The organism is Streptomyces sp. NPDC002104 (assembly GCF_053593795.1).
Genome location: NZ_JBSFDF010000014.1, coordinates 1 through 20,789, shown reverse-complemented (window position 1 = coordinate 20,789; position 20,789 = coordinate 1). Strand labels below are relative to the sequence as shown.

22 protein-coding genes are annotated in these 20,789 nt (G+C 71.8%); 12 read left to right on the top strand and 10 right to left on the bottom strand.

Annotation, left to right across the window (positions count from 1 at the left end):
- From ACWCP2_RS14915 to ACWCP2_RS14905, 3 genes are all read left to right on the top strand, one after another.
- Positions 1 to 120 carry an SGM_5486 family transporter-associated protein gene (locus ACWCP2_RS14915; RefSeq protein WP_328297916.1) on the top strand — a complete coding sequence of 40 codons (120 nt, stop codon included), beginning with the start codon at positions 1 to 3 and terminating at the stop codon, positions 118 to 120.
- A 149-nt stretch (positions 121 to 269) separates the two neighbouring features.
- Entirely contained in the window at positions 270 to 500 is a 231-nt protein-coding gene (locus ACWCP2_RS14910; protein ID WP_450908985.1) for a hypothetical protein, read from the top strand.
- A 143-nt stretch (positions 501 to 643) separates the two neighbouring features.
- The gene (locus ACWCP2_RS14905) at positions 644 to 1,162 is read left to right on the top strand and encodes a SixA phosphatase family protein (RefSeq protein ID WP_450908984.1); all 519 of its coding nucleotides are present in this window, start codon (positions 644 to 646) and stop codon (positions 1,160 to 1,162) included.
- A gap of 90 nt (positions 1,163 to 1,252) precedes the next feature.
- Here ACWCP2_RS14905 and serB read toward each other — a convergent pair whose 3' ends face one another.
- A complete protein-coding gene (gene serB, locus ACWCP2_RS14900) occupies positions 1,253 to 2,452 on the bottom strand; it encodes a phosphoserine phosphatase SerB (RefSeq protein WP_450908983.1) in 1,200 nt (399 codons plus the stop codon).
- 66 nt (positions 2,453 to 2,518) lie between these two features.
- Complete coding sequence (locus ACWCP2_RS14895; protein WP_450908982.1) at positions 2,519 to 4,090, bottom strand: glycosyltransferase family 39 protein; 1,572 nt, start codon at positions 4,088 to 4,090, stop codon at positions 2,519 to 2,521.
- Between the two features lie 352 nt (positions 4,091 to 4,442).
- On the opposite strand from ACWCP2_RS14895, the gene ACWCP2_RS14890 reads away from it, so the two are divergent.
- Positions 4,443 to 7,013: an FHA domain-containing protein gene (locus tag ACWCP2_RS14890; protein ID WP_450908981.1), complete on the top strand. Its 2,571-nt coding sequence runs from the start codon at positions 4,443 to 4,445 to the stop codon at positions 7,011 to 7,013.
- A gap of 111 nt (positions 7,014 to 7,124) precedes the next feature.
- Here ACWCP2_RS14890 and ACWCP2_RS14885 read toward each other — a convergent pair whose 3' ends face one another.
- From ACWCP2_RS14885 to ACWCP2_RS14875, 3 genes are all read right to left on the bottom strand, one after another.
- On the bottom strand, positions 7,125 to 7,832 hold the full coding sequence (locus ACWCP2_RS14885) for a transglycosylase SLT domain-containing protein (protein ID WP_450908980.1): 708 nt from the start codon (positions 7,830 to 7,832) through the stop codon (positions 7,125 to 7,127).
- 279 nt (positions 7,833 to 8,111) lie between these two features.
- Positions 8,112 to 9,266, bottom strand: a complete 1,155-nt coding sequence (locus tag ACWCP2_RS14880; protein WP_450908979.1) for an S-adenosylmethionine:tRNA ribosyltransferase-isomerase — start codon at positions 9,264 to 9,266, stop codon at positions 8,112 to 8,114.
- Entirely contained in the window at positions 9,263 to 9,964 is a 702-nt protein-coding gene (locus ACWCP2_RS14875) for an SDR family NAD(P)-dependent oxidoreductase (protein ID WP_450908978.1), read from the bottom strand. Before ACWCP2_RS14875 ends, ACWCP2_RS14880 begins: the two co-directional genes overlap by 4 nt.
- A 269-nt stretch (positions 9,965 to 10,233) precedes the next feature.
- Here ACWCP2_RS14875 and ACWCP2_RS14870 point away from each other — a divergent pair, with 269 nt between their 5' ends.
- The 3 genes from ACWCP2_RS14870 to ACWCP2_RS14860 all read left to right on the top strand — a co-directional run bounded on the left by ACWCP2_RS14870 (position 10,234) and on the right by ACWCP2_RS14860 (position 12,435).
- Positions 10,234 to 11,409 carry a GAF domain-containing sensor histidine kinase gene (locus ACWCP2_RS14870; protein WP_450908977.1) on the top strand — a complete coding sequence of 392 codons (1,176 nt, stop codon included), beginning with the start codon at positions 10,234 to 10,236 and terminating at the stop codon, positions 11,407 to 11,409.
- A complete protein-coding gene (locus tag ACWCP2_RS14865) occupies positions 11,402 to 12,061 on the top strand; it encodes a response regulator (RefSeq protein ID WP_450908976.1) in 660 nt (219 codons plus the stop codon). Before ACWCP2_RS14870 ends, ACWCP2_RS14865 begins: the two co-directional genes overlap by 8 nt.
- Positions 12,062 to 12,189: 128 nt before the next feature.
- Positions 12,190 to 12,435: a chaplin gene (locus tag ACWCP2_RS14860; RefSeq protein ID WP_243338617.1), complete on the top strand. Its 246-nt coding sequence runs from the start codon at positions 12,190 to 12,192 to the stop codon at positions 12,433 to 12,435.
- An 819-nt stretch (positions 12,436 to 13,254) separates the two neighbouring features.
- Here the strand turns inward: ACWCP2_RS14860 and ACWCP2_RS14855 are convergent.
- Positions 13,255 to 14,034 carry a hypothetical protein gene (locus tag ACWCP2_RS14855; protein ID WP_450908975.1) on the bottom strand — a complete coding sequence of 260 codons (780 nt, stop codon included), beginning with the start codon at positions 14,032 to 14,034 and terminating at the stop codon, positions 13,255 to 13,257.
- A gap of 141 nt (positions 14,035 to 14,175) precedes the next feature.
- On the opposite strand from ACWCP2_RS14855, the gene ACWCP2_RS14850 reads away from it, so the two are divergent.
- The 4 genes from ACWCP2_RS14850 (at position 14,176) to ACWCP2_RS14835 (ending at position 17,456) form a co-directional block, all read left to right on the top strand.
- Positions 14,176 to 14,970, top strand: a complete 795-nt coding sequence (locus tag ACWCP2_RS14850; protein ID WP_450908974.1) for an ABC transporter ATP-binding protein — start codon at positions 14,176 to 14,178, stop codon at positions 14,968 to 14,970.
- An 85-nt stretch (positions 14,971 to 15,055) separates the two neighbouring features.
- Positions 15,056 to 15,487, top strand: coding sequence for an NfeD family protein (locus tag ACWCP2_RS14845; RefSeq protein ID WP_450908973.1), 432 nt, complete (start codon positions 15,056 to 15,058; stop codon positions 15,485 to 15,487).
- An 85-nt stretch (positions 15,488 to 15,572) separates the two neighbouring features.
- Positions 15,573 to 16,577, top strand: a complete 1,005-nt coding sequence (locus ACWCP2_RS14840) for an SPFH domain-containing protein (protein ID WP_450908972.1) — start codon at positions 15,573 to 15,575, stop codon at positions 16,575 to 16,577.
- A gap of 108 nt (positions 16,578 to 16,685) precedes the next feature.
- Positions 16,686 to 17,456, top strand: a complete 771-nt coding sequence (locus tag ACWCP2_RS14835) for a sulfite exporter TauE/SafE family protein (protein ID WP_450908971.1) — start codon at positions 16,686 to 16,688, stop codon at positions 17,454 to 17,456.
- 79 nt (positions 17,457 to 17,535) lie between these two features.
- Here ACWCP2_RS14835 and ACWCP2_RS14830 read toward each other — a convergent pair whose 3' ends face one another.
- The 3 genes from ACWCP2_RS14830 to ACWCP2_RS14820 form a co-directional block, all read right to left on the bottom strand.
- Positions 17,536 to 18,039 carry an HNH endonuclease gene (locus ACWCP2_RS14830; protein ID WP_243338573.1) on the bottom strand — a complete coding sequence of 168 codons (504 nt, stop codon included), beginning with the start codon at positions 18,037 to 18,039 and terminating at the stop codon, positions 17,536 to 17,538.
- Between the two features lie 161 nt (positions 18,040 to 18,200).
- A complete protein-coding gene (locus tag ACWCP2_RS14825) occupies positions 18,201 to 18,734 on the bottom strand; it encodes a YbhB/YbcL family Raf kinase inhibitor-like protein (protein ID WP_450908970.1) in 534 nt (177 codons plus the stop codon).
- Between the two features lie 77 nt (positions 18,735 to 18,811).
- Entirely contained in the window at positions 18,812 to 19,594 is a 783-nt protein-coding gene (locus ACWCP2_RS14820) for a sporulation protein (protein ID WP_450908969.1), read from the bottom strand.
- 154 nt (positions 19,595 to 19,748) lie between these two features.
- On the opposite strand from ACWCP2_RS14820, the gene ACWCP2_RS14815 reads away from it, so the two are divergent.
- On the top strand, positions 19,749 to 20,390 hold the full coding sequence (locus ACWCP2_RS14815; RefSeq protein ID WP_450908968.1) for a DNA-3-methyladenine glycosylase: 642 nt from the start codon (positions 19,749 to 19,751) through the stop codon (positions 20,388 to 20,390).
- Between the two features lie 171 nt (positions 20,391 to 20,561).
- On the opposite strand, the gene ACWCP2_RS14810 is transcribed toward ACWCP2_RS14815, so the two are convergent.
- Positions 20,562 to 20,789 (bottom strand): hypothetical protein (locus ACWCP2_RS14810; protein WP_351382095.1); only part of this gene is annotated, 228 nt, incomplete at its 5' end.

Sequence of the window (20,789 nt, the reverse complement as noted above, 5' to 3'; positions counted from 1 at the left end):
ATGTCGCCCGTACTTGAACCGAACCCCCAGAACGGCCATCGCAAGCTCGGCCTCGTGCTGGGCGCGATGCTGCTGGTGACCGTGATCATCGCCGTCATCGCGACCCTCGCCTCGCCGTAGGGGACGCCCCGGGGTGGGGTTAACCCCCCAACCCCTAGGGGGTCAGGCTCAGGGACATCTGGGGTGCGTCCCGGATGGGAACCGCCTGCTCGGATCCTTAGATTCGAAGAGCAAGAGCGAGCCCGTCCGACGCACCCACGGAGGCGGCCATGTCGGCCCCCACGCAGCTGGCCCCCAAGCACCTGGCGCCCCGCCGCCGGTCCGCTTCCCGCGCCGCCGGGGCCGATGCCCGGCTGCCCTGGTGGGCGCTCGCCCTGCCCGCCCTCGCCTTCGGCCTCCTGCTCGTCCTCCTCGCGGGATCCGGCCAGGCCCACGCGGCCTCCGGCGACGGCTCGGTGCTCGTCCACGTCACCCAACGGCTGCTCGACGCCGTCGGCTGACGGGGCGCCAGCCACGGGGAGCCGGCCGCGGGGAGCCCGTCCGTGCGGCCGCGCGCCGGGGTGCGTCCCCCACCCGCCACACCTGCGGGGGACGCTCTCAACACCCTGCGCCCCGTGGCTCGATTCATGCGAAGCTGGGAGTCATGAGCGCCGACACACCCCGCAGGATCGTCCTCCTCCGGCACGCCAAGGCCGAATGGTCGGACGGCACGGACCACGACCGCCCCCTGGCGGAGCGCGGCCGTCACGACGCCCCGGCCGCCGGCCAGAAGCTGGCCCAGACCGGCATCACCTTCGACCTGGCCCTCTGCTCCAGTGCGGCCCGGACCAGGGAGACCTGGAAGCTGGCCGTCCAGGAGCTGCCGCACCGGCCGAAGACCACGTATGAGGAACGGCTCTACGAAGCCTCGCTGGGCGAGCTCATCGCCCTGCTCAACGAGACCTCCGACGAGGTGAAGAACCTCCTCGTCATCGGCCACAACCCCGGCATGCACGCCCTGGCCGACGCCCTCGCCGGAAGCGCGCAGGGCGACGTGCTCGCCCGGATGAACCGCAGCGGCTTCCCGACCTCCGGGATCGCCGTCGTCTCCTTCACCGGCTCGTGGAAGTCCGTGGAACACGGCGTGGGCACCCTGCTGGACTTCTGGACCCCGCACAGCTGACGCGCACGCCCCGACGACCACGCATACGCAGCGGGCCCCGGCACGGTCGAAGTGCCGGGGCCCGCTGCCTCGTGGAGCCGGAGGTGCCCGTCACGCCAGGTCGGCGGCCTCGACCTCTTCGCGGGTGATCCCGAGCAGGTAGAGCACGGCGTCCAGGAACGGCACGTTCACCGCGGTGTGCGCGGCCTGGCGGACCACCGGCTTGGCACAGAAGGCCACGCCCAGCCCGGCGGCGTTCAGCATGTCCAGATCGTTGGCGCCGTCACCGATGGCCACCGTCTGGGCCAGCGGTACGCCGGCCTCCGCGGCGAACCGGCGCAGCAGCCGGGCCTTGCCGGCCCGGTCCACGATCTCGCCGGTGACCTTGCCCGTCAGCTTCCCGTCGACGATCTCAAGGGTGTTGGCGGAGGCGAAGTCCAGCCCGAGCCGCTCCCGCAGATCGTCCGTCACCTGCGTGAACCCGCCGGAGACCACGCCCACCTGGTACCCGAGGCGCTTGAGCGTACGGATCAGGGTCCGCGCGCCCGGGGTGAGGCGCACCTCGGAGCGGACCTTGTCCACCACGGAGGCGTCCAGCCCGGCCAGCAGCGCGACCCGGGCGTGCAGGGACTGCTCGAAGTCCAGCTCCCCGCGCATGGCCCGCTCGGTCACCTCGGCGACCTCGGCCTCGCAGCCGGCGTGCGCGGCGAAGAGCTCGATGACCTCGTCCTGGATCAGGGTCGAGTCCACGTCCATGACGACGAGGCGCTGGGCCCGGCGGTGCAGCCCGGCCGAGACCACGGCCACGTCGACGCCGATCTGCGCGGCGGCGGTGGCCAGCGCCGTGCGCAGCGGCTCGGTCGCGGTGCCGGAGACGGCGAACTCCACCGCCGTCACCGGATACTTCGCGAGCCGGAAGATGCGGTCGATGTTGCCGCCGGTCGAGGTGATCCGTGCGGCGATCGCGGCCGTGGACTCGGCGGTGAGCGGATGCCCGAGCACGGTGACGTGCGAACGGCCACTGCCGCGCGGCCGGTTGTCACCGGTGCCGGAGAGGATCTCGGCCTGCAGCTTGAGGGATTCGGCCCAGCTGTGGACGGTGGCCCGCAGCTCGCCCTCGGTGCCGGCGGACGGGTGGGTGACGAGGGCGCACAGGACGATGCGGCCTCGGGTGACGACCTGCTCGATGTCGACGACGTCGACGGAGTAGGCGGCGAGGGTGTCGAACAGCCCGGCGGTGATCCCGGGACGGTCCTTGCCGAAGATCTTGACGAGGAGGGTGGGGACGTCGGAGGTCTGCGAAGCGCTCATGGTGCCCTCACCGTATCTTCCCCGCCCCCCGCTCAGGACCCCCGTCCCACCCTCCGGGACCGGATGTCAGCGGTGCACGAGCAGGGCGACTGAAATGCCCGGGACCTGCCGGTAGCTCTTCTGCACGTACCGGTCCCGCAGGGCCTTGGCGTGTTCGGGCGGAAGGGTGGTGAAGGGGTCGCCGCCGTCGTCCTTGGAGATCAGCCAGATCCGCGGCGGCGCCACGGTGTCCAGCGTCTTCGTGGCGTCGGGGGACAGGGTCGGCCACAGGTCGTCGAGCTCTTCGCCGCTCCGGCCCAGCAGCATGTCCCGCAGGTGGATGCCGGGCGGCAGGTAGTACGTGACACCGGTGTCCACGCCCCACCACGGGGAGAACTGCTGCTGCCCGTACGCCGCCGCGTCGCCCGGCCGGTAGCCCGCGGCGACGATCCCGGCCGCCGCCCGGTAGTCCAGCGGCGTGAACCAGGCGACCGGCTCGGGGTAGGTGTACACGCCGTGCGAGAGCGGCCGGTGCACGGCCACGTGGTCGGGGGCGACCATCACCGTCACCGCCAGCAGCGCCGCCACCACCCCGCGCACCGGGACCAGTGCGATGCCGGCGCCGGCCAGCACCGCCCACGCGGGCAGGACGAAGAACAGGTACTTCGGCATGAAGTAGGAGACGTCGGCCTGCTGCGAGATCGCCCACACGGTGATCACCGGCAGCATCGCCGCGGCCGCGGCGAAGAGCACCGACCCCTTGCGGTCGCTGCCCCAGGCGAGCGCGGCGGCCAGGAACAGCAGCGCCGCCATCGGGGTGCTGGCGAAGACCTGCGGCCAGATCCCGGCCAGGTCGCCCGGCTGCGGCTTGGGTATCCACCCGATCTGCCGGCCGGCCTGCCCCTCGCCCAGTTTCATCAGCGGGTAGGTGCAGGCCACGCCCAGTGCGGCCGCGAGCACGAAGCCGGCGGGGATCCGCCACTGGCTCCGCTCCCTCCACCAGTGCAGGGCGACCCCGACCGCGTGGGCGCCGAGGAAGACCAGCGACACCAGGTGGAGGTAGCCGGCCGCCGCCACCGAAGCCCCGTAGCAGAGCCAGCGCAGCGGGCGGGGCCGCTCCAGGGCCCGCAGCAGCAGGAGCAGCGCCACTGCCGCGATCAGCACCACGAAGGCGTACGACCGGGCCTCCTGCGCGTACCGGGTGACGGCCGGGATCAGCGCGAACAGCAGGCCCGCGGTCAGTCCGGCGCGGGCACCGAACATCCGCCGGCCGGCCAGGGCCGCGCAGGCCGCCGCCCCGGCCATCGCCAGCACGGTGGGGAGCCGGAGCATCGCGGGGGAGTCGCCGAAGAGCGCGATCCAGTAGTGCAGCAGCAGGTAGTAGGCGCCGTGCACGGCGTCCACGTGCTGCAGCATGTCCATCAGTGCGCCCTGGGGCCGGCGGACCACCGTGAGGGTGGCCAGCTCGTCGTGCCACAGCACCGGGGTGCCGATCCGGTACAGGCCGGCACCGAGGGTCGCCAGTGCGGGCAGCAGCCAGACCAGCGCGGCCGCCGGGCGCTGCCGCAGCGCCCGACGCGCTCCGAGGGCGGAGCGCCGGGGGCCGAGCGGTGGGGGTCGCTCGGTCTCGGGCCGCGCGGCGTGCTCTGTACGCGTCATTGCAGTCCTGGGGGTGGAACGGGGGCGTGGGGGGAGCGGACGTCCATTGTCCGATAACCATTCTGTCGGGACCGGCGAGCGTACGCCGAAACGAGCCGCCCGTCTGTCAGGGACGTCTCCCCGGGCGGACCTGTCCGGACCCGGGGGCGCGACCCGTCCCGTACCCGTGCGAGACGTCCCTTATCGCATGCTCCGGGTGTCTTTCGGCCCCCGCCCGTCCCCCCTTTCGGACACCCCGGCGGGGCCGGATTCCTCTTGTGGCCGTGCGCCTGAAATAGTTCCCCCGGATGTTCGCCATCCCTAGACTCCCTGACGTCATGGGGGATTCTCGGGGGACTTAAGTGGGGCTGGAGTGCCGGAACTCGTACTGGAATTGAACGGAAGGACCTGGACGCTCGATCCGTCCAGGTCGTACTCGCTGGGGCGCGATCCCCAGGGAGACGTGGTGATCGATGACGCCCGGGTGTCGTGGCGGCACGCCACCATCGCCTGGAACGGGCGGGGTTGGGGAATCGAGGACCACGGCAGCACCAACGGCACGTACGTGCGCGGGGCGCGGGTCCAGCAGGCCGAGCTCGTACCCGGTACGCCGGTGCACCTGGGCAACGCCACCGACGGGCCGAGGCTGAACCCCGTCGCGGCGGCCGCCCAGACCCCGCAGCCGGCCGTGGCGCAGCAGTCGCCCGCGCAGGCGTACGCGCAGCAGCCGCAGGCACAGCAGGCACAGCAGGCGCAGGCCCAGCCGCAGGCCTGGGAACAGCAGGGCCGGCAGGCCGCGCCGTTCCCGCAGCAGCAGGCCCAGCAGCCGCAGCAGGCCCAGCCGTTCCCGCAGCAGCACCAGCAGCAGCCGCAGCACCAGCAGCAGCCGCAGCACCAGCCGGGCGGCGGCGGCACCCCGGGCTACGGCGACCACCGCAGCCCGACGACGTTCCACCAGCTCGCGCTGGGCCACGTCATGCGCATCGGCCGCGCGCTGGAGAACGAGCTGGTGGTCTCCGACCTCCAGGTCTCCCGCCACCACGCGGAGTTCCACTCGATGCCGGGCGGCCGCTTCGAGATCCGCGACCTCGGCAGCCACAACGGCACCTACGTCAACGGCCAGCCGCTGGCGAAGTCCGGCACCGCGCTGCTCGGCCCGAACGACATCGTCGGCGTCGGCCACTCGACGTTCCGGATCGTCGGGGACCGCCTCGAGGAGTTCGTCGACACCGGTGACGTCTCCTTCTCGGCCCGCCACCTCACGGTCACGGTCGACGGCGGCAAGCAGATCCTCAAGGACGTCACCTTCGGCGTCCCGGAGAAGTCGCTGATCGGCGTCATCGGCCCCTCCGGCTCCGGCAAGTCGACGCTCCTCAAGGCGCTGACCGGCTACCGCCCGGCCAACGAGGGCGACGTCCTCTACGACAACCGCAACCTGTACAAGCAGTTCGCGGAGCTCCGCCAGCGCATCGGCCTGGTCCCGCAGGACGACATCCTGCACAAGGAGCTGAAGGTCAGCACCGCCCTCAAGTACGCGGCCAAGCTCCGCTTCCCGGGCGACACCGCCGAGTCCGAGCGCGCCGCACGCATCGACGAGGTGCTGCGCGAGCTCAAGCTCGACATCCACAAGGACAAGAAGATCACCTCGCTCTCGGGCGGCCAGCGCAAGCGCGTGTCCGTGGCCCTGGAGCTGCTGACCAAGCCCTCGCTGATCTTCCTGGACGAGCCCACCTCGGGCCTCGACCCGGGCATGGACCGCGATGTCATGCAGCTGCTGCGCGGCCTCGCCGACGACGGCCGCACGGTCCTCGTCGTCACGCACTCGGTCGCCGAGCTGGCCATCTGCGACAAGCTGCTGGTCATGGCCCCGGGCGGCTCGGTCGCGTACTTCGGCCCGCCGGACGAGGCGCTGAACTTCTTCGGCTACTCCACCTGGGCCGACGTGTTCTCCGCCTTCGAGAGCTACCGCGACTACGACTGGGCCGGCCGCTGGAAGGGCTCGCAGCACTACCAGCTCTACGCCGCCGACATCGACGCCGTCGCCCCCCAGTCGGTCCAGCCCGCCGTGCAGGCGACCCGGCCGCCGAAGCCGCAGGCCTGGGGTTCCCAGCTCTGGACGCTGATGCGCCGCTACATGTCGGTCATCGCGTCCGACAAGGGCTTCATCGGGCTGATGCTGATCCTCCCGGCGGTCCTCGGCGTGGTCTCCGTCGTCATCCCCGCGAAGTTCGGACTCGCGCCGCCCGTGGCGCCGTCCCGCTTCAACGGCGACGCCGGCACGATCATGCTGATCCTCGCGGTCGGCATGTGCTTCTCGGGCGCGGCGAACTCGGTCCGCGAGCTGATCAAGGAACGCGTGATCTACGAGCGCGAGCGCGCGACCGGCCTGTCCCGGTCGGCGTACCTCGCCTCGAAGGTGATCGTCCTCGGTGTCATCACGGCCATCCAGGGCGTGATCATCTGCGCGATCGGCTTCTACCCGCGCGACCTGCCCGCCGAGGGTCTGCTGATGCCGCCGGCCGTGGAGATCTGCCTGTCGGTCATCGCGCTCGGCTTCACGTCCATGATGTTCGGCCTGGTGATCTCCTCGCTGGTGAAGACCGCCGAGAAGACCATGCCGCTGCTCGTCATGTTCGCGATCGTCCAGGTCGTCTTCACCGGCATCCTCTTCCAGGTCTACGACTCCCCGGGCCTGGAGCAGTTCGCCTGGCTGATGCCGTCGCGCTGGGCGATCGCCGCCGCCGGCACCACGCTGAACCTCGGCGTGCTCATGCCGCCGTGGGACGCGGAGAACCCGACCAACACCGACCCGCTCTGGGACGCCACGGTCGGCCAGTGGAGCCTGAACATCACGGTCCTGCTGCTCCTCGGCGTCGCGTGCGGCTTCGCCGTCCAGCGACTGCTGCGCCGCCACGAGCCCGAGGTCATGCGCGCGGGCAAGTAGGCGGGCAAGGGATCGGGGAAGCGAGCAGGCAACCACGAAACGCCTCAGGGCGGCTCCGGAACACCGGGGCCGCCCTGAGGCGCATGGGGGGCTTGGAAGGACGCCGCAGGCCTAGTAGGCGCTGTTGACGTTGTCCATGGAGCCGTAACGGTCGGCCGCGTAGTTGCAGGCCGCGACGATGTTGGCGACCGGGTCGTACAGGTCGAACTTGGTGCCCTTGACGTGGTACGCCTTGAAGGTCGGGGCGATGACCTGGAGCAGACCCTTGCTGGGGATGCCGTTCTGGGCGTTGATGTCCCAGTTGTTGATCGCCAGCGGGTTACCGCTGGACTCGCGCATGATGTTCTTGTGGATCCCGGCGTAGGTGCCCGGAATGCCCTCGCGCTTCATGATGAAGAGGGCTTCCTTGATCCAGCCGTCCAGGTTGTTCGCGAAGACCGGCGTGCGGGTCGCGGAACGGCTGGCGGCGGCCTTCTGCTCGCGGTCCTTCTTCGCGTCCGCCTCGGCCTTGGCCTTGGCGGCCGCCGCGTCCTTGGCGACCTGGGCGGCCTTGGCGTCCGCGGCGACCTTGGCCTGCTGCTTGGCGACGACCTGCTGAACGGTGAGGTGCTGCTGCACGGCCTGCGTCTGCGCGCCGTCGACGACCTTGGCCCAGGCGACGGGGGCGGCGACGACCGTCTGCGTCTCGCTGGCGTTGGCCGGGACGAGGGAGAAGGCGAGGGCGGCGGCGCCCAGGGTGGCTACACCGGCGATGGAAAGCTTGTGCGCCTTCGTCATCGTCAGACGACGACTGTGGCCGGGAGTGCTGGTCTCGGTCATGCGTAGCAACCTCTTCGAATAGCGGGGCCCGCAGGAAAGCGCCTGCCGGATCCGGGATCCGCGGCGCTGTGCGGCGAGAGCAATTCTTAGCGGTGGCAAAAACCTGTGGCAAAGGTGTGACGTACGATCCCGCTTAGTGGATCAGGGGCCGCGGCCGAGCCCCGATTTCGGGGCCCGGCGCATGCAAGCCAGCGCTAACAGCGCGTTTATGCGTCCACTAGGGAGCTTCGTAAGTGATGTGCGTCCTATGTGCGGGCTCACATCGGGCGTGTATCAATCTCACCAACCGTTGCGGCAGCAATCCGTTCCGTGACCGTTCTCATCCTTGAGTAGCAGATGGACGTCCCCGAACTCATGCCAGAGGCACAGGTTCGCTACAGCCGAGGCGTACCCGCGCAGTACGGCCTCCCGTCCGGCCACCGCCTCCAGCATCAGCAGGTGCGAGGCCTCGGGCTCGTGCAGCCCGGTCAGCAGGCCGTCCACCACCCGCACCCCGCGCTCCGGCGTCACCACCAGACCGGTCCAGCCCCCGGCGGCCCGCACCACCCCGTTCCCGTCGGCGGCCGACTCCAGCGCCCGCACCGCCGTGGTCCCCACCCCGATCACCCGCCCGCCCGCCGCCCTGGCCGCGTTCACCAGCCGGGCCGTCGTCACGGGCACCTCGTACCGCTCCGGGTACGGCGGCTCGTGCGCCTCCTGGGAGGCCACGCCCGTGTGCAGGGTCAGCGGGGCGAACTGCACCCCCCGGCGCACCAGCTCCGCCACCAGCTCCGCCGTGAACGGCCGGCCCGCGCTCGGCATCTCCGCCGAACCCGCCCCGTCGGCCCGCGGCACCGCGAAGACCGTCTGGTACGCCGACAGCGGCTGGTCCCGCTCCGTGTAGCCGTACCGGATCGGCCGCCCGTACGAGCCCAGCAGCGCCGGCACCTCCCCGGTACGCCCCCGCGGCGGCGCCGGCCGCGCCCACCACAGCCGGTCCGCCCCCGCGGCCAGTGGCTCCTCCAGTACCAGGCGCCACCCGCCCGGCAGCTCCACGACGGCCCCGGCGGGCCCGCCGGCCCGGGGCCGGGTCGTCCCCCGTACGGCCCGGCCCACCCGCTCCCGGTCGCGGAGCTCCACCGCCCAGCGGCCGTCGTTCCCGCGCGTGGAGAAGTGCACGACGAGCTCCTCGCCGCCGAGCCGCCCGTCCACGGCGGCCGCCAGCGTCACCGAGGTGTTCACCACCAGCACGTCCCCCGCCCGCAGCAGCCCCGGCAGCTCCCGGAAGGCGCGCAGCGACACCTCCGAGGCGCCCTGCGAGACCAGCAGCCGCACCGAGTCCCGCCCCCGGCCCGGCCCTCGCTGCTCGGCGGGAACCCGGGCCGCAAGACCTGGCGGAATGTCCCTTATATACAGTCCCTTCTCCCGTACCCCCCGAGCGCCCTCCCCGTTCACCGCTCCACCCCGCTCAGGCCCCGCGCCGTGTAGCGGCCGCTCGGCAGCCGCTCCGCCACCAGCCTCAACAGCAGCGGAGCCACCTCCTCGGGGCCCGGCAGCCCCGCCAGGTCCTCCCCGGGCTCGGCCGCCGCCATCATCCGCGTCCGCATCGAGCCCGGATCCGCCCACCACACGCGCAGCTCCGGCTCCTCCACGGCCAGCACCGCCGACATCAGGTCCCCCGCCGCCTTCGTCGCCCCGTAGGCCCCCCAGGTCCCGTACGCCACCACCGCCGCGTCCGAGCTGATGTTCAGCACCGCCCCGGCGCCCGCCGCCCGCAGCAGCGGCAGCGCCTCCTGGACCAGCCCCAGCGGGGCCACCACGTTCACCTCGAACGCCTCGCGCAGCCCCTCCAGCGGGTGCACCGCCAGCGGCACCAGCGGCTCCGCCCCCAGCACGCCCGCGTTGTTCACCAGCAGGTCCAGCCCGCCCAGCGCCCGCGCCGCCGCCACCAGCTCCGCCCGGTGCGCCGCCGAGGACACGTCCCCGGCCACCACCGTCACCCGCGCCCCCGCGGCCCGCAGGGCCTCCCCGGCCTCCACCAGCGGGCCCGCGCCCCGTGCGCTCAGCACCAGGTCCCAGCCCCGGGCCGCCAGCTCCCCGGCCACCGCCCGGCCCAGCCCCCTCGACGCCCCCGTCACCATCGCCACCGACATGACCGCACCCCTCGTCTTCCGAACGCCTTGCAGATGCCCCCAACGTAGGAACCCGGCCGCCCCCGCCGCCTCGGCCACGGGCCGTACCCCGCCGGGTCCCTTCGTCCTAAGCCGTCCCTTCCGGATCGCGCCGGGCCCGCGAGGTCCGGAAGTGACGGCCTAGGCCTGGCCCTACGCCGCGCCCCGGCCGGGCCCTACGCCGTGCCTTGGCCGGGCCCTACGTCCAGGGCCCGATCCGCCCGCCACGGCCCCGCGAGTACCGTGAGGCCATGCACCCGCGTGAGGCCAGTCACCCCGGACCCCGCGGCCCCCGCGGCGGCGGCCTGGCCGCCGTGAGCACCGCGCTGCTCGCCATGAGCCGCCGGCTGGAGGTCCGCGACGTGCTGCGCACGATCGTCGTCTCGGCCCGCGAGCTGCTCGACGCCGAGTACGCCGCGCTGGGCGTCCCGGACGACCACGGCGGCTTCGCCCAGTTCGTCGTGGACGGCATCAGCGAGGAGCAGTGGCGGGCGATCGGCCCGCTGCCCCGCCAGCACGGCATCCTCGCCGCGATGCTCCACCAGAACGGCCCCGAACGGCTCGCCGACGTACGGAAGGACCCCCGCTTCGAGGGCTGGCCCGCCGCCCACCCCGACATGTCCGACTTCCTCGGGCTGCCCATCCGCGACGGCGAGGAGACGCTCGGCGCGCTCTTCCTCGCGAACAAGCGGAGCGCCCCGGGCGGCGCACGCGGCTTCACCGACGAGGACGAGGAGCTCCTCTCCCTCCTCGCCCAGCACGCCGCGATCGCCCTCACCAACGCCCGCCTCTACGAGCGCAGCCGCGAGCTGACCATCGCCGAGGAGCGCTCCCGCCTGGCCCACGAGCTGCACGACGCGGTCAGCCAGAAGCTCTTCTCGCTGCGCCTGACCGCGCAGGCCGCCGCCGCCCTGGTGGACCGCGACCCGGCCCGCGCCAAGGACGAGCTCCAGCAGGTCGCCGTCCTCGCGGCCGAGGCCGCCGACGAACTGCGCGCGGCCGTCACCGAGCTCCGCCCCGCCGCCCTGGACGAGGACGGCCTCGTCGCCACCCTCCGCAACCAGGTCCGCGTCCTGGACCGGGCCCACGCCGCGCACGTCACCTTCACCTGCGACGGCGTACGGGCCCTGCCCGCGGCCCAGGAGGAGGCGGTCCTGCGCGTGGCCCAGGAGGCCCTGCACAACGCCCTGCGCCACTCCGCGGGCGAGCGGATCGAGGTCACCCTGACTCGCAGGGAGACCGGCGGAGCCCTGCTCCGGGTGACCGACGACGGAACCGGCTTCTCCCCACCCACCGTCCGCCGGGCGGGCCGGCACCTCGGCCTGGTCTCCATGCGGGACCGCGCCGCCGGCGTCGGCGGCCGGCTCACCGTGCGCTCGGAGCCCGGCACCGGCACCACGATCGAACTGGAGGTACCCGGTGGCTGACACGGCGGGCCGAGGCGACGGCATCAAAGTACTGCTCGTGGACGACCACCAAGTGGTCCGGCGGGGCCTGCGCACCTTCCTGGAGGTCCAGGACGACATAGAGGTCGTCGGCGAGGCCGCCGACGGCGACGAGGGCATCGACCGCGCGGAGGAACTGCGCCCCGACGTGATCCTGATGGACATCAAGATGCCGGGCACCGACGGCATCGAGGCCCTGCGCAGGCTGCGCACGCTGGCGAACCCGGCGCGCGTGCTGATCGTCACCAGCTTCACCGAGCAGCGCACGGTGGTCCCCGCCCTGCGCGCGGGCGCGGCCGGCTACGTCTACAAGGACATCGACCCCGACGCCCTCGCCGCCGCCATCCGCTCGGTCCACGCGGGCCACGTCCTCCTCCAGCCGGAGGTCGCCGGCGCCCTGCTCGCCGAGGAGGGCCCCGGCCCGTCCTCCGGCCGCGGCGGCAACCTGACGGACCGCGAGCGCGAGGTGCTCCACCACATAGCGGACGGGCGCTCGAACCGGGAGATCGCCCGTGCGCTGGTCCTGTCGGAGAAGACGGTCAAGACGCACGTCTCGAACATCCTGATGAAACTGGACCTCGCGGACCGCACCCAGGCGGCGCTGTGGGCCGTCAGACACGGCATCGCGCAGTAACGCATACGAGCAGTGATTCATACGGTCGGGTGTATGTAGCCCACATGGCGCATCCGGTCCGCCGGATGAGCGTTCTCCATGGCGTGCCGCGGCGGCTGGCCGCGGCAGACGTACTGGAGGACGAGAACGTGAAGAACTTCAAGAAGGCCACCGCCGTCACCATGATCGCGGGTGGCCTCCTGGCCGCCGGCGCCGGTGTCTCGTCGGCGCACGGCGGTGCGTCGGCGGAGGGCGAGGCCCTGAACTCGCCCGGCGTGGCCGCGGGGAACCAGCTCCAGCTCCCCGTCCACATCCCCGCGAACGTGGTGGGCAACTCGGTCAACGTGATCGGCCTGCTGAACGGCGCCTGGGGCAACACGGGCGTGAACAACTAGCCCGACCTCCCCCGACGCGCCACTCGCACCGCTGGCCCTTTTGACGCGGCGCTCGCACCGCTAGCTCTTCTGGACGCGGCGCTCGCACTGCTGGCCTTCTTGACGCGGTGCTCGCACCGCCGGGCCTTTTGACGCGGCGCTCGCACTGCACCCCGTCATAACGCAGCGCTCGCACCGCACCCCGTTTCCACGCGGCGCTCGCACTGCTTCGCAGGCTTCGCCCCGCTGCGCCGGCCTCCGACCGGCGGCGCAGGCGGGCCGGCGCAGCCGCGGGCCCGTGCAGCGGCCGGAACTTCGGCCCCGCTTCCCCACCTCTCCCTGGGAAGCGGGGCCGATTCCATGCCCGAGGCGGCACGGGCACCGCTCCGCGGTCCCTCGTGGAACGGGCGTTCGCACCCGCCCCGTGACGCGGCACTCGTACGGCTCCGCAGGCCGCGCCCCACCGGCTCGGCCTCCGACCGGGGCGGCAGACGTGCCGACGCAGCCGCGGGGCCCATACAGAGGCCCGACCTTCGGCCCGGCTTCCCCTCTCCCCGGGAAGCGGTGCCGATCTCGTACCTGAGGCAGCACGGGCCCCGCTCCGGGGTCCCTCGTGACGCGGGCGCCCGCACCCACCGCGTCCCCCTGGGCAGGCCGCCGGCCGGCGGGGCCGTCGGGCCCGCGGGGCCGAGCCGCGTCCGACGCGGACGGCACCGGCACCGCTCCGCCGGATTCGCTCCGCAGGGGCGGCCTCCTGGCGCAGCCGGGCACACTCAGCCCCGCCGGCGCAGCCGGGGGCGCTCGCGGGGCGGCGCCGCACCCCCACCCCGCACCAAGCGGCTAGCGCAACCGCTCCTCGACCGCCGAGTTGTACGCCGCGACCAGCGCCCGCCGGGCCACCCGCTCCACCGGCCGCAGCGCCTCCGCCCGAGCCGCCATCTCCGAGGCGGCCACCGCCGCGCCGTGCCCGCGCTCCGTCGCCAGCGACACCATCAGGTCCACCCGCTGCGCCAGCGACAGGACCCGTACCGCCCGCGCCGGATACCCCGGCGCCAGCGCGTCCCGTCCGGCCTCCGTCCGCGCCCGGTACGCGGACAGCGCCGCTTCCGCGACCGGCCCGGATCCCGCCACGTCCAGCCGGGTCAGCACCACCGTGGCCTCGCGCAGCGCCTCCGCCAGTTCCCGTTCGGCCTCGCCGAGCGACGGCACGTCCGCCGGCGGGGCCTCCCGTACGGGCAGGCAGTGCCAGGTCACCGACACGTGCACATCACCCGCCGGCCCGGCCTCGTGCACCTCCGGGACCAGCCCGACCGCCGCACCCACCGCGACGACCGCCTCCTCCGCGTCCAGCGCCCTCGCGTTGAACTCCGGCGGCCCGCTCAGCCCCAGCGGATGCCCGGGCGCCGGGAGCGCGATCCGCAGCCCGCTCACGCCCAGCACCCGCAGCCGGCCCAGCGCCAGGGTGAGACCCACCGGGCCGGTCTCCCCGGGCAGTCCCTCCACCCGGTGCACGGCGTCCTCGCCCACGATCGACAACACGGCCTCGTCGGGCGAGACGAGACCGGCCAGCAGAGCGTTCCCCCAGGCGGCCAGCCGCCCTGAACGCGGTTCGAAAAGCATCCCCCTACTTTACGGACGGCCCCCTGGACCCGGGCCCGCGCCCGGACCCCTCCCCGAGTGGCGTAGGTTTTCCCCTGGGGCTGCGCCCATGGACGGGCGGCGCACAGACGTACCGAGACTGCAAGGGGAGACAACACGCTCATGAGCGATGTTCTGGAGCTGGTGGACGTATCCGTGGTCCGCGAGGGCCGGGCTCTGGTGGACCAGGTCTCCTGGTCGGTCAAGGAGGGGGAGCGCTGGGTGATCCTCGGCCCCAACGGCGCCGGCAAGACCACGCTGCTGAACCTCGCCTCCAGCTACCTCTTCCCCACCAAGGGTTCCGCCACCATCCTCGGCAGCACCCTCGGCAAGGTGGACGTCTTCGAGCTGCGCCCCCGCATCGGCATGGCCGGCATCGCGATGGCCGACAAGCTGCCCAGGCGCCAGACCGTCCTGGAGACCGTCCTCACCGCCGCGTACGGCATGACGGCCACCTGGACGGAGGAGTACGAGGACATCGACGAGCAGCGCGCCCGCGCCTTCCTCGACCGCCTCGGCATGACGCCCTACCTCGACCGGAAGTTCGGCACCCTCTCCGAGGGCGAGCGCAAGCGCACCCTGATCGCCCGCGCGCTGATGACCGACCCCGAGCTGCTGCTGCTCGACGAGCCCGCCGCCGGTCTCGACCTCGGCGGCCGCGAGGACCTCGTACGACGCCTCGGCCGGCTCGCCCGCGATCCGCTCGCCCCGTCGATGATCATGGTCACGCACCACGTCGAGGAGATCGCCCCCGGCTTCACCCACGTGCTGATGATCCGTCAGGGCAAGGTGGTCGCGGCCGGCCCCATCGACCTCGAACTGACCTCCCGCAACCTCTCCCTCTGCTTCGGCCTGCCGCTCGTCGTCGAGCGCAACGACAGCGACCGCTGGACCGCCCAGGGCCTGCCCCTGCGGTAGTTCGCCCACCGGGTGCGGGAGTTCGCGCACCAGGAGGGCACCCGCACCCTGTCCGGACCGCGCCCACCCGACCTACCATGACCATGTGGACATCGACGCGTGGGTGTGGTGGCTCATCGGCGCGGTCGGACTGGGCATACCCCTCGTCCTGACCGCGATGCCCGAGTTCGGCATGTTCGCCGCCGGAGCGGTGGCGGCCGCCGTCACGGCGGCCCTGGGCGGGGGAGTGGTCGCCCAAGTCCTGGTCTTCGTGGCCGTATCGGTCGCACTCCTCGCGGTCGTCCGCCCGATCGCCGGCCGGCACCGCAATCAGCAACCCCAACACCGCAGCGGAATCGACGCGTTGAGGGGGCGCAGTGCCCTCGTCCTGGAACGCGTGGACGCGGGCGGCGGGGGCAGGATCAAACTCGCCGGCGAGATCTGGTCGGCGCGCTCCCTGGACGCGGACATCACCTTCGAACCGGGCCAGTCCGTCGACGTCGTGGAGATCGACGGGGCGACCGCCGTCGTCATGTGACGGATCATGAGACCCGCGGCCCCGGGGTCTGCGAGACTCCGCTGAACGGGGCAGCACAGACAGCCGGAAGGGCACGGGGAACCGCATGCAACCGATCATCATCGTTCTGATCATTCTGGTGGTTCTGGTCTTCATCGCACTGGTCAAGACGATCCAGGTGATCCCGCAGGCCAGCGCCGCCATCGTCGAACGGTTCGGGCGCTACACCCGCACCCTCAACGCGGGCCTGAACATCGTCGTCCCGTTCATCGACTCGATCCGCAACCGGATCGACCTCCGCGAGCAGGTCGTCCCCTTCCCGCCGCAGCCGGTCATCACCCAGGACAACCTGGTCGTCAACATCGACACCGTCATCTACTACCAGGTGACCGACGCCCGCGCCGCGACGTACGAGGTGGCCAGCTACATCCAGGCCATCGAACAGCTCACCGTCACCACGCTCCGCAACATCATCGGCGGCATGGACCTGGAGCGGACCCTGACCTCCCGCGAGGAGATCAACGCGGCCCTGCGCGGAGTCCTCGACGAGGCCACCGGCAAGTGGGGCATCCGCGTCAACCGCGTCGAGCTCAAGGCCATCGAGCCGCCGACCTCCATCCAGGACTCGATGGAGAAGCAGATGCGCGCCGACCGCGACAAGCGCGCCGCGATCCTCCAGGCCGAAGGTGTCCGCCAGTCCGAGATCCTGCGCGCCGAGGGTGAGAAGCAGTCCTCCATCCTGCGCGCCGAGGGTGACGCCAAGGCCGCGGCCCTGCGCGCCGAGGGCGAGGCCCAGGCCATCCGTACGGTCTTCGAGTCCATCCACGCCGGCGACGCCGACCAGAAGCTCCTCGCCTACCAGTACCTCCAGATGCTCCCGAAGCTCGCCGAGGGCGATGCCAACAAGCTCTGGATCGTGCCGAGCGAGATCGGCGACGCCCTCAAGGGCCTCTCCGGGGCCATGGGCAACTTCGGCCCGATGGGCGCCGCCTCCGGCTTCAACCCGCAGAACACCGGAAAGGACGGGGGCGCCGCCGGCCCCGCCGGCGGGATCCCCGCCGCCCGCGACAAGGACGCCGCGGAACGCCGCGAGCAGCCCCCGATCGACTGAACGGCCCCGACGGCCCGAACGGGACGTCCCCTCCGGCATGATCAGTGAGGCCCCCCGACCTTCACGGCGGGGAGGCGACTCACTCATGCAAAGGGGACGACCCCGCCCATGTCCATCTGGGAATCACTCGCGGTCCTCGCGGCCGGCATCGGCGCCGGCACCATCAACACCATCGTCGGCTCCGGCACCCTGATCACCTTCCCGGTGCTCCTGGCCACCGGCCTGCCACCGGTCACGGCCAACGTCTCCAACACCCTGGGCCTCGTACCCGGTTCCATCAGCGGAGCCATCGGCTACCGCAAGGAGCTCCAGGGCCAGCGCGCCCGCATCATCCGGCTCGGCGCCGTCTCGCTCGTCGGCGGACTGGCCGGCGCGATCCTGCTCCTCACCCTGCCGTCGGACTCCTTCGACACGATCGTGCCCGTCCTGATCGGCCTGGCCCTCGTGCTCGTCGTCTTCCAGCCCCGGCTCGCCGCGGCCCTGCGCAGGCGCCAGGAGGCCGCGGGAGGCGATACGAGCCATCCCGACGGCGGCCCGCTGCTGCTGACGGGCACGCTGCTCTCCAGCGCGTACGGGGGCTACTTCGGTGCCGCCCAGGGCGTGCTCTACCTCGGGCTGATGGGCCTGCTGCTCCGCGAGGACCTCCAGCGGATCAACGCGGTGAAGAACGTCGTCGCGGCCATGGTGAACGGCATCGCGGCCGTCTTCTTCCTCTTCGTCGCCGAGTTCGACTGGACGGCGGTCCTGCTCATCGCCGTCGGCTCCACCATCGGCGGCCAGCTCGGCGCGAAGGTCGGCCGCCGCCTGCCGCCCACCGCGCTCCGCGCCGTCATCGTGACCGTCGGGATCATCGCGATCGTCCAGTTGCTGCTCCGCTGAGCGACGTAGAAAACGTACGCCGCCCAGCGCAGCCGTCCATCCGGCGGGACGATCCCGCCCTACGCGATCACGGACCGCCCTACGCGGAACGCTCCAGCCACTCCGGCAGCGCCTCCCGCCCGCCCACCCCCAGCGCGAGCAGCATCGCGTCGGCCGGCGAGGGAACGAAGGGCTTCCGGAGGAGCGGCATCCCCGCCTCCTCCGGAGTCCGGGCCGCCTTGCGGTGGTTGTCCTCGGAGCAGGAGGCCACCGTGTTCAGCCAGGTGTCCCCGCCCCCCTGAGCCCGCGGAAGCACGTGGTCCACGGTCGTCGCACGCTTCCCGCAGTACGCGCACCGGTGTTGGTCCCGGATCAACACCCCCCTACGTGACCAGGGAGCATGTCTCCGGAAGGGCACCCGTACGTACCTGCAGAGCCTGATCACCCGCGGCAGCGGAAGGTCCATCGTGGCCGCGCGCACACGGAACTCGGGATGCGCCTGTTCCACCACGGCCTTGTCCTGGAGCACCAGCACCACAGCCCGGTTCATCGTCACCGTCGACAGCGGCTCGAAGCTCGCGTTCAGCACCAGCGTGTCCCGCATCTCGCCCACCTCCCGTGTGCAGGCCCGCGACCACCCTGGCGGCAAGGCCCGCAACCACTCTGGTCGCGCGCGCCACGCGGGACAACGCAATAAAAATGCCCGGTCCTGGCCGTCTTTAGACCAGGACCGGGCAAACGCTCGGAGAACGACGTCAGGAATGCTCAGCCCGCGGGAGCCTCGTACTCACCGACGAGCTGCGCACGCCCCAGCGTGTGGAACCGCAGATTGAACCCGACGACGGCCGGCGACACGTCCGCGCCGGGGCCGAGCTTCTCCTGGTCCACCGCGTACACGGTGAACACGTAGCGGTGCCGCTCCCCGGCCGGGGGAGCCGCGCCGCCGAAGTCCTGCGTGCCGTAGTCGTTGCGCACGTGCACGGCCCCGGCGGGCAGCCCCTCGAACTTTCCGGTGCCCGCCCCGGCCGGCAGCTCGGTGACCGACGCCGGCAGATCGAAGAGCACCCAGTGCCAGAACCCGCTGCCCGTCGGAGCATCCGGATCGAAGCAGGTCACGGCGAAGCTCTTCGTCCCCTCGGGGAACCCCTCCCACCGCAACTGCGGCGACACGTTCGCGCCGGACAGCACCTGGTCGGAGCCCAGATCGGCCCCGGGCTCCAGATCCGCACTGCTCACCGTGAACGCGTGCACCGCCGGGTGGAAATCGTGGGGGAGCGGTGCCCTGTTCTGCTCGGCCACTACGGAACCTCCTGCTGGATCGAGTCGACGCTGACCGGTACCTGTACCGGGACCGAGCCTAGGGGGTGGCCCGCCGCTCAGAACCAGTTGCGCTGCGAACCCACCGAGGAGATCCACTGGTTCAGGTAGGCCGCCCAGTCGGTGCCCTGGTAGGACTGCAGCCCGACCTGGAAGCAGCGGAAGGTGTCGCTGCCCTCGCTGAACAGCCCCGGCTTCTTGTCCATCTCCAGGACGACGTCCATCTCGCGCCCGTCGGAGACGAAGGTCAGCTCGACCTGGTTCAGCCCCCGGAACTGCGACGGCGGCAGGAACTCGATCTCCTGGTAGAACGGCAGCGTCTGCCGCGTCCCCCGGATGTGCCCGCGCTCCATGTCCGCGCTGCGGAAGGTGAAGCCCAGCTGCGCGAAGGCGTCGAGGATCGCCTGCTGCGCCGGCACCGGGTGCACGTTGATCGCGTCGAGGTCGCCGGCGTCCACCGCGCGCGCGATCTCCAGCTCCGTGCTGACCCCGATGTTCATCCCGTGCAGCTGACGCCCCCCGAAGTGGGTGATCGGCGTCTCCCAGGGGATCTCCAGCCCGAACGGCACCACGTGCAGGGCGCCCGGCTGCACCTGGAAGGCACCACCGAGGCGCTGCTTGGTGAAAACCACGTCCTGCTTGTACTCCTGGTCGTTGCCCTCCACCTCCACCCGCGCCTGGAGCCCGACGGACAGCCCCTCGATCTGCTGCTCCACGGATCCGCCCTGGATCCGGACCTCGCCCTGGACGATGCCGCCCGGCACGACGTTCGGCTCGGTGATGACGGTGTCGACCGAAGCACCACCGGCACCCAGGCTCGCGAACAGCTTCCTGAACCCCATGCTCTGACTCCCCTATACGACTACGACTACGACTACGACGTGCTCGAAAAATCCTGCTCGGCAAGACGCGCGCCACTCCGCGCGGTACTACCCCTACAAACGCGGAACCTTAGGCCCCGGTTGCAGGAGCGCGCAGTCCACTACGCTCGACCGGATGAGCGCGCGCCCCGACCGTACGCCCCTGCCCCGGTCCTTCTTCGACCGCCCGGTCCTGACCGTGGCCCCGGACCTCCTCGGCCGCACCCTGGTCCGCCGCACCCCGGACGGCCCCATGGAGCTGCGCATCACGGAGGTGGAGGCGTACGAGGGCGAAACCGACCCGGGCTCCCACGCCTACCGCGGCCGGACGGCGCGCAACGCGTCGATGTTCGGTCCACCCGGACACGCGTACGTCTACTTCATCTACGGCATGTGGTTCAGCCTGAACCTGGTCTGCGGCCCGCCGGGCCACGCGAGCGGAGTGCTGCTCCGGGCCGGAGAGATCACCGTGGGCGCGGATCAAGCCCGCAAACGTCGGATTTCAGCCAGAACCGACCGAGAACTGGCCAAAGGCCCGGCCCGCCTGGCCACCGCCCTGGCCGTGGACCGCTCCCTGGACGGTACGGACCTCTGCGCCGGCCCCGATTCCCCCTTGTCCCTGCTCGCCGGCACCCCCGTGCCGCCCGACCTGCTGAGCACCGGTCCGCGCACCGGGGTCGGAGGCGCCGGCGCGGCCCACCCGTACCGCTACTGGATCACCCACGACCCGACGGTGAGTCCGTACCGCGCCCACGCACCACGCCGCCGCTCGACTTGACTCGGCCCCGGCGGACGCCTAACGTAGCCCGAGCCGCTTGAACGGGGCACTGCTATCAGCAGACCCCCGGAGCGGCCAACCCAACACCTACGACTTACCCCTGGCGGGGTCTTATTCGGCATGCCCGAATTCGATTCCGAACGGCCGATTATGAGCCGCACGGGATAAGCGCTAATGTGGTGGAGCGCCGAAAGGCAAAGACCCCCAACGGTCACCGAATTCAAATCCAGAGTCGGAAACGACAACGGAAATGATCTGGTAGAGTTGGAAACGAAGGAAGCGCCCGGAGGGCCTGGAAACAGGAACAAAGGAAGCGTCCGTTCCTTGAGAACTCAACAGCGTGCCAAAAATCAACGCCAAAAAGTTGATACCCCGTCCATTTCGGTGGATGAGGTTCCT

What these genes read in the sequence shown, in the direction of transcription:
- ACWCP2_RS14915 (WP_328297916.1), top strand. Translation starts at nt 1, where the DNA reads ATGTCGCCCGTACTTGAACCGAACCCCCAGAACGGCCATCGCAAGCTC.
- ACWCP2_RS14910 (WP_450908985.1), top strand. Translation starts at nt 270, where the DNA reads ATGTCGGCCCCCACGCAGCTGGCCCCCAAGCACCTGGCGCCCCGCCGC.
- ACWCP2_RS14905 (WP_450908984.1), top strand. Translation starts at nt 644, where the DNA reads ATGAGCGCCGACACACCCCGCAGGATCGTCCTCCTCCGGCACGCCAAG.
- serB (WP_450908983.1), bottom strand. Translation starts at nt 2,452, where the DNA reads ATGAGCGCTTCGCAGACCTCCGACGTCCCCACCCTCCTCGTCAAGATC.
- ACWCP2_RS14895 (WP_450908982.1), bottom strand. Translation starts at nt 4,090, where the DNA reads ATGACGCGTACAGAGCACGCCGCGCGGCCCGAGACCGAGCGACCCCCA.
- ACWCP2_RS14885 (WP_450908980.1), bottom strand. Translation starts at nt 7,832, where the DNA reads ATGACCGAGACCAGCACTCCCGGCCACAGTCGTCGTCTGACGATGACG.
- ACWCP2_RS14875 (WP_450908978.1), bottom strand. Translation starts at nt 9,964, where the DNA reads ATGTCGGTGGCGATGGTGACGGGGGCGTCGAGGGGGCTGGGCCGGGCG.
- ACWCP2_RS14870 (WP_450908977.1), top strand. Translation starts at nt 10,234, where the DNA reads ATGCACCCGCGTGAGGCCAGTCACCCCGGACCCCGCGGCCCCCGCGGC.
- ACWCP2_RS14855 (WP_450908975.1), bottom strand. Translation starts at nt 14,034, where the DNA reads ATGCTTTTCGAACCGCGTTCAGGGCGGCTGGCCGCCTGGGGGAACGCT.
- ACWCP2_RS14850 (WP_450908974.1), top strand. Translation starts at nt 14,176, where the DNA reads ATGAGCGATGTTCTGGAGCTGGTGGACGTATCCGTGGTCCGCGAGGGC.
- ACWCP2_RS14840 (WP_450908972.1), top strand. Translation starts at nt 15,573, where the DNA reads ATGCAACCGATCATCATCGTTCTGATCATTCTGGTGGTTCTGGTCTTC.
- ACWCP2_RS14835 (WP_450908971.1), top strand. Translation starts at nt 16,686, where the DNA reads ATGTCCATCTGGGAATCACTCGCGGTCCTCGCGGCCGGCATCGGCGCC.
- ACWCP2_RS14830 (WP_243338573.1), bottom strand. Translation starts at nt 18,039, where the DNA reads ATGCGGGACACGCTGGTGCTGAACGCGAGCTTCGAGCCGCTGTCGACG.
- ACWCP2_RS14820 (WP_450908969.1), bottom strand. Translation starts at nt 19,594, where the DNA reads ATGGGGTTCAGGAAGCTGTTCGCGAGCCTGGGTGCCGGTGGTGCTTCG.
- ACWCP2_RS14815 (WP_450908968.1), top strand. Translation starts at nt 19,749, where the DNA reads ATGAGCGCGCGCCCCGACCGTACGCCCCTGCCCCGGTCCTTCTTCGAC.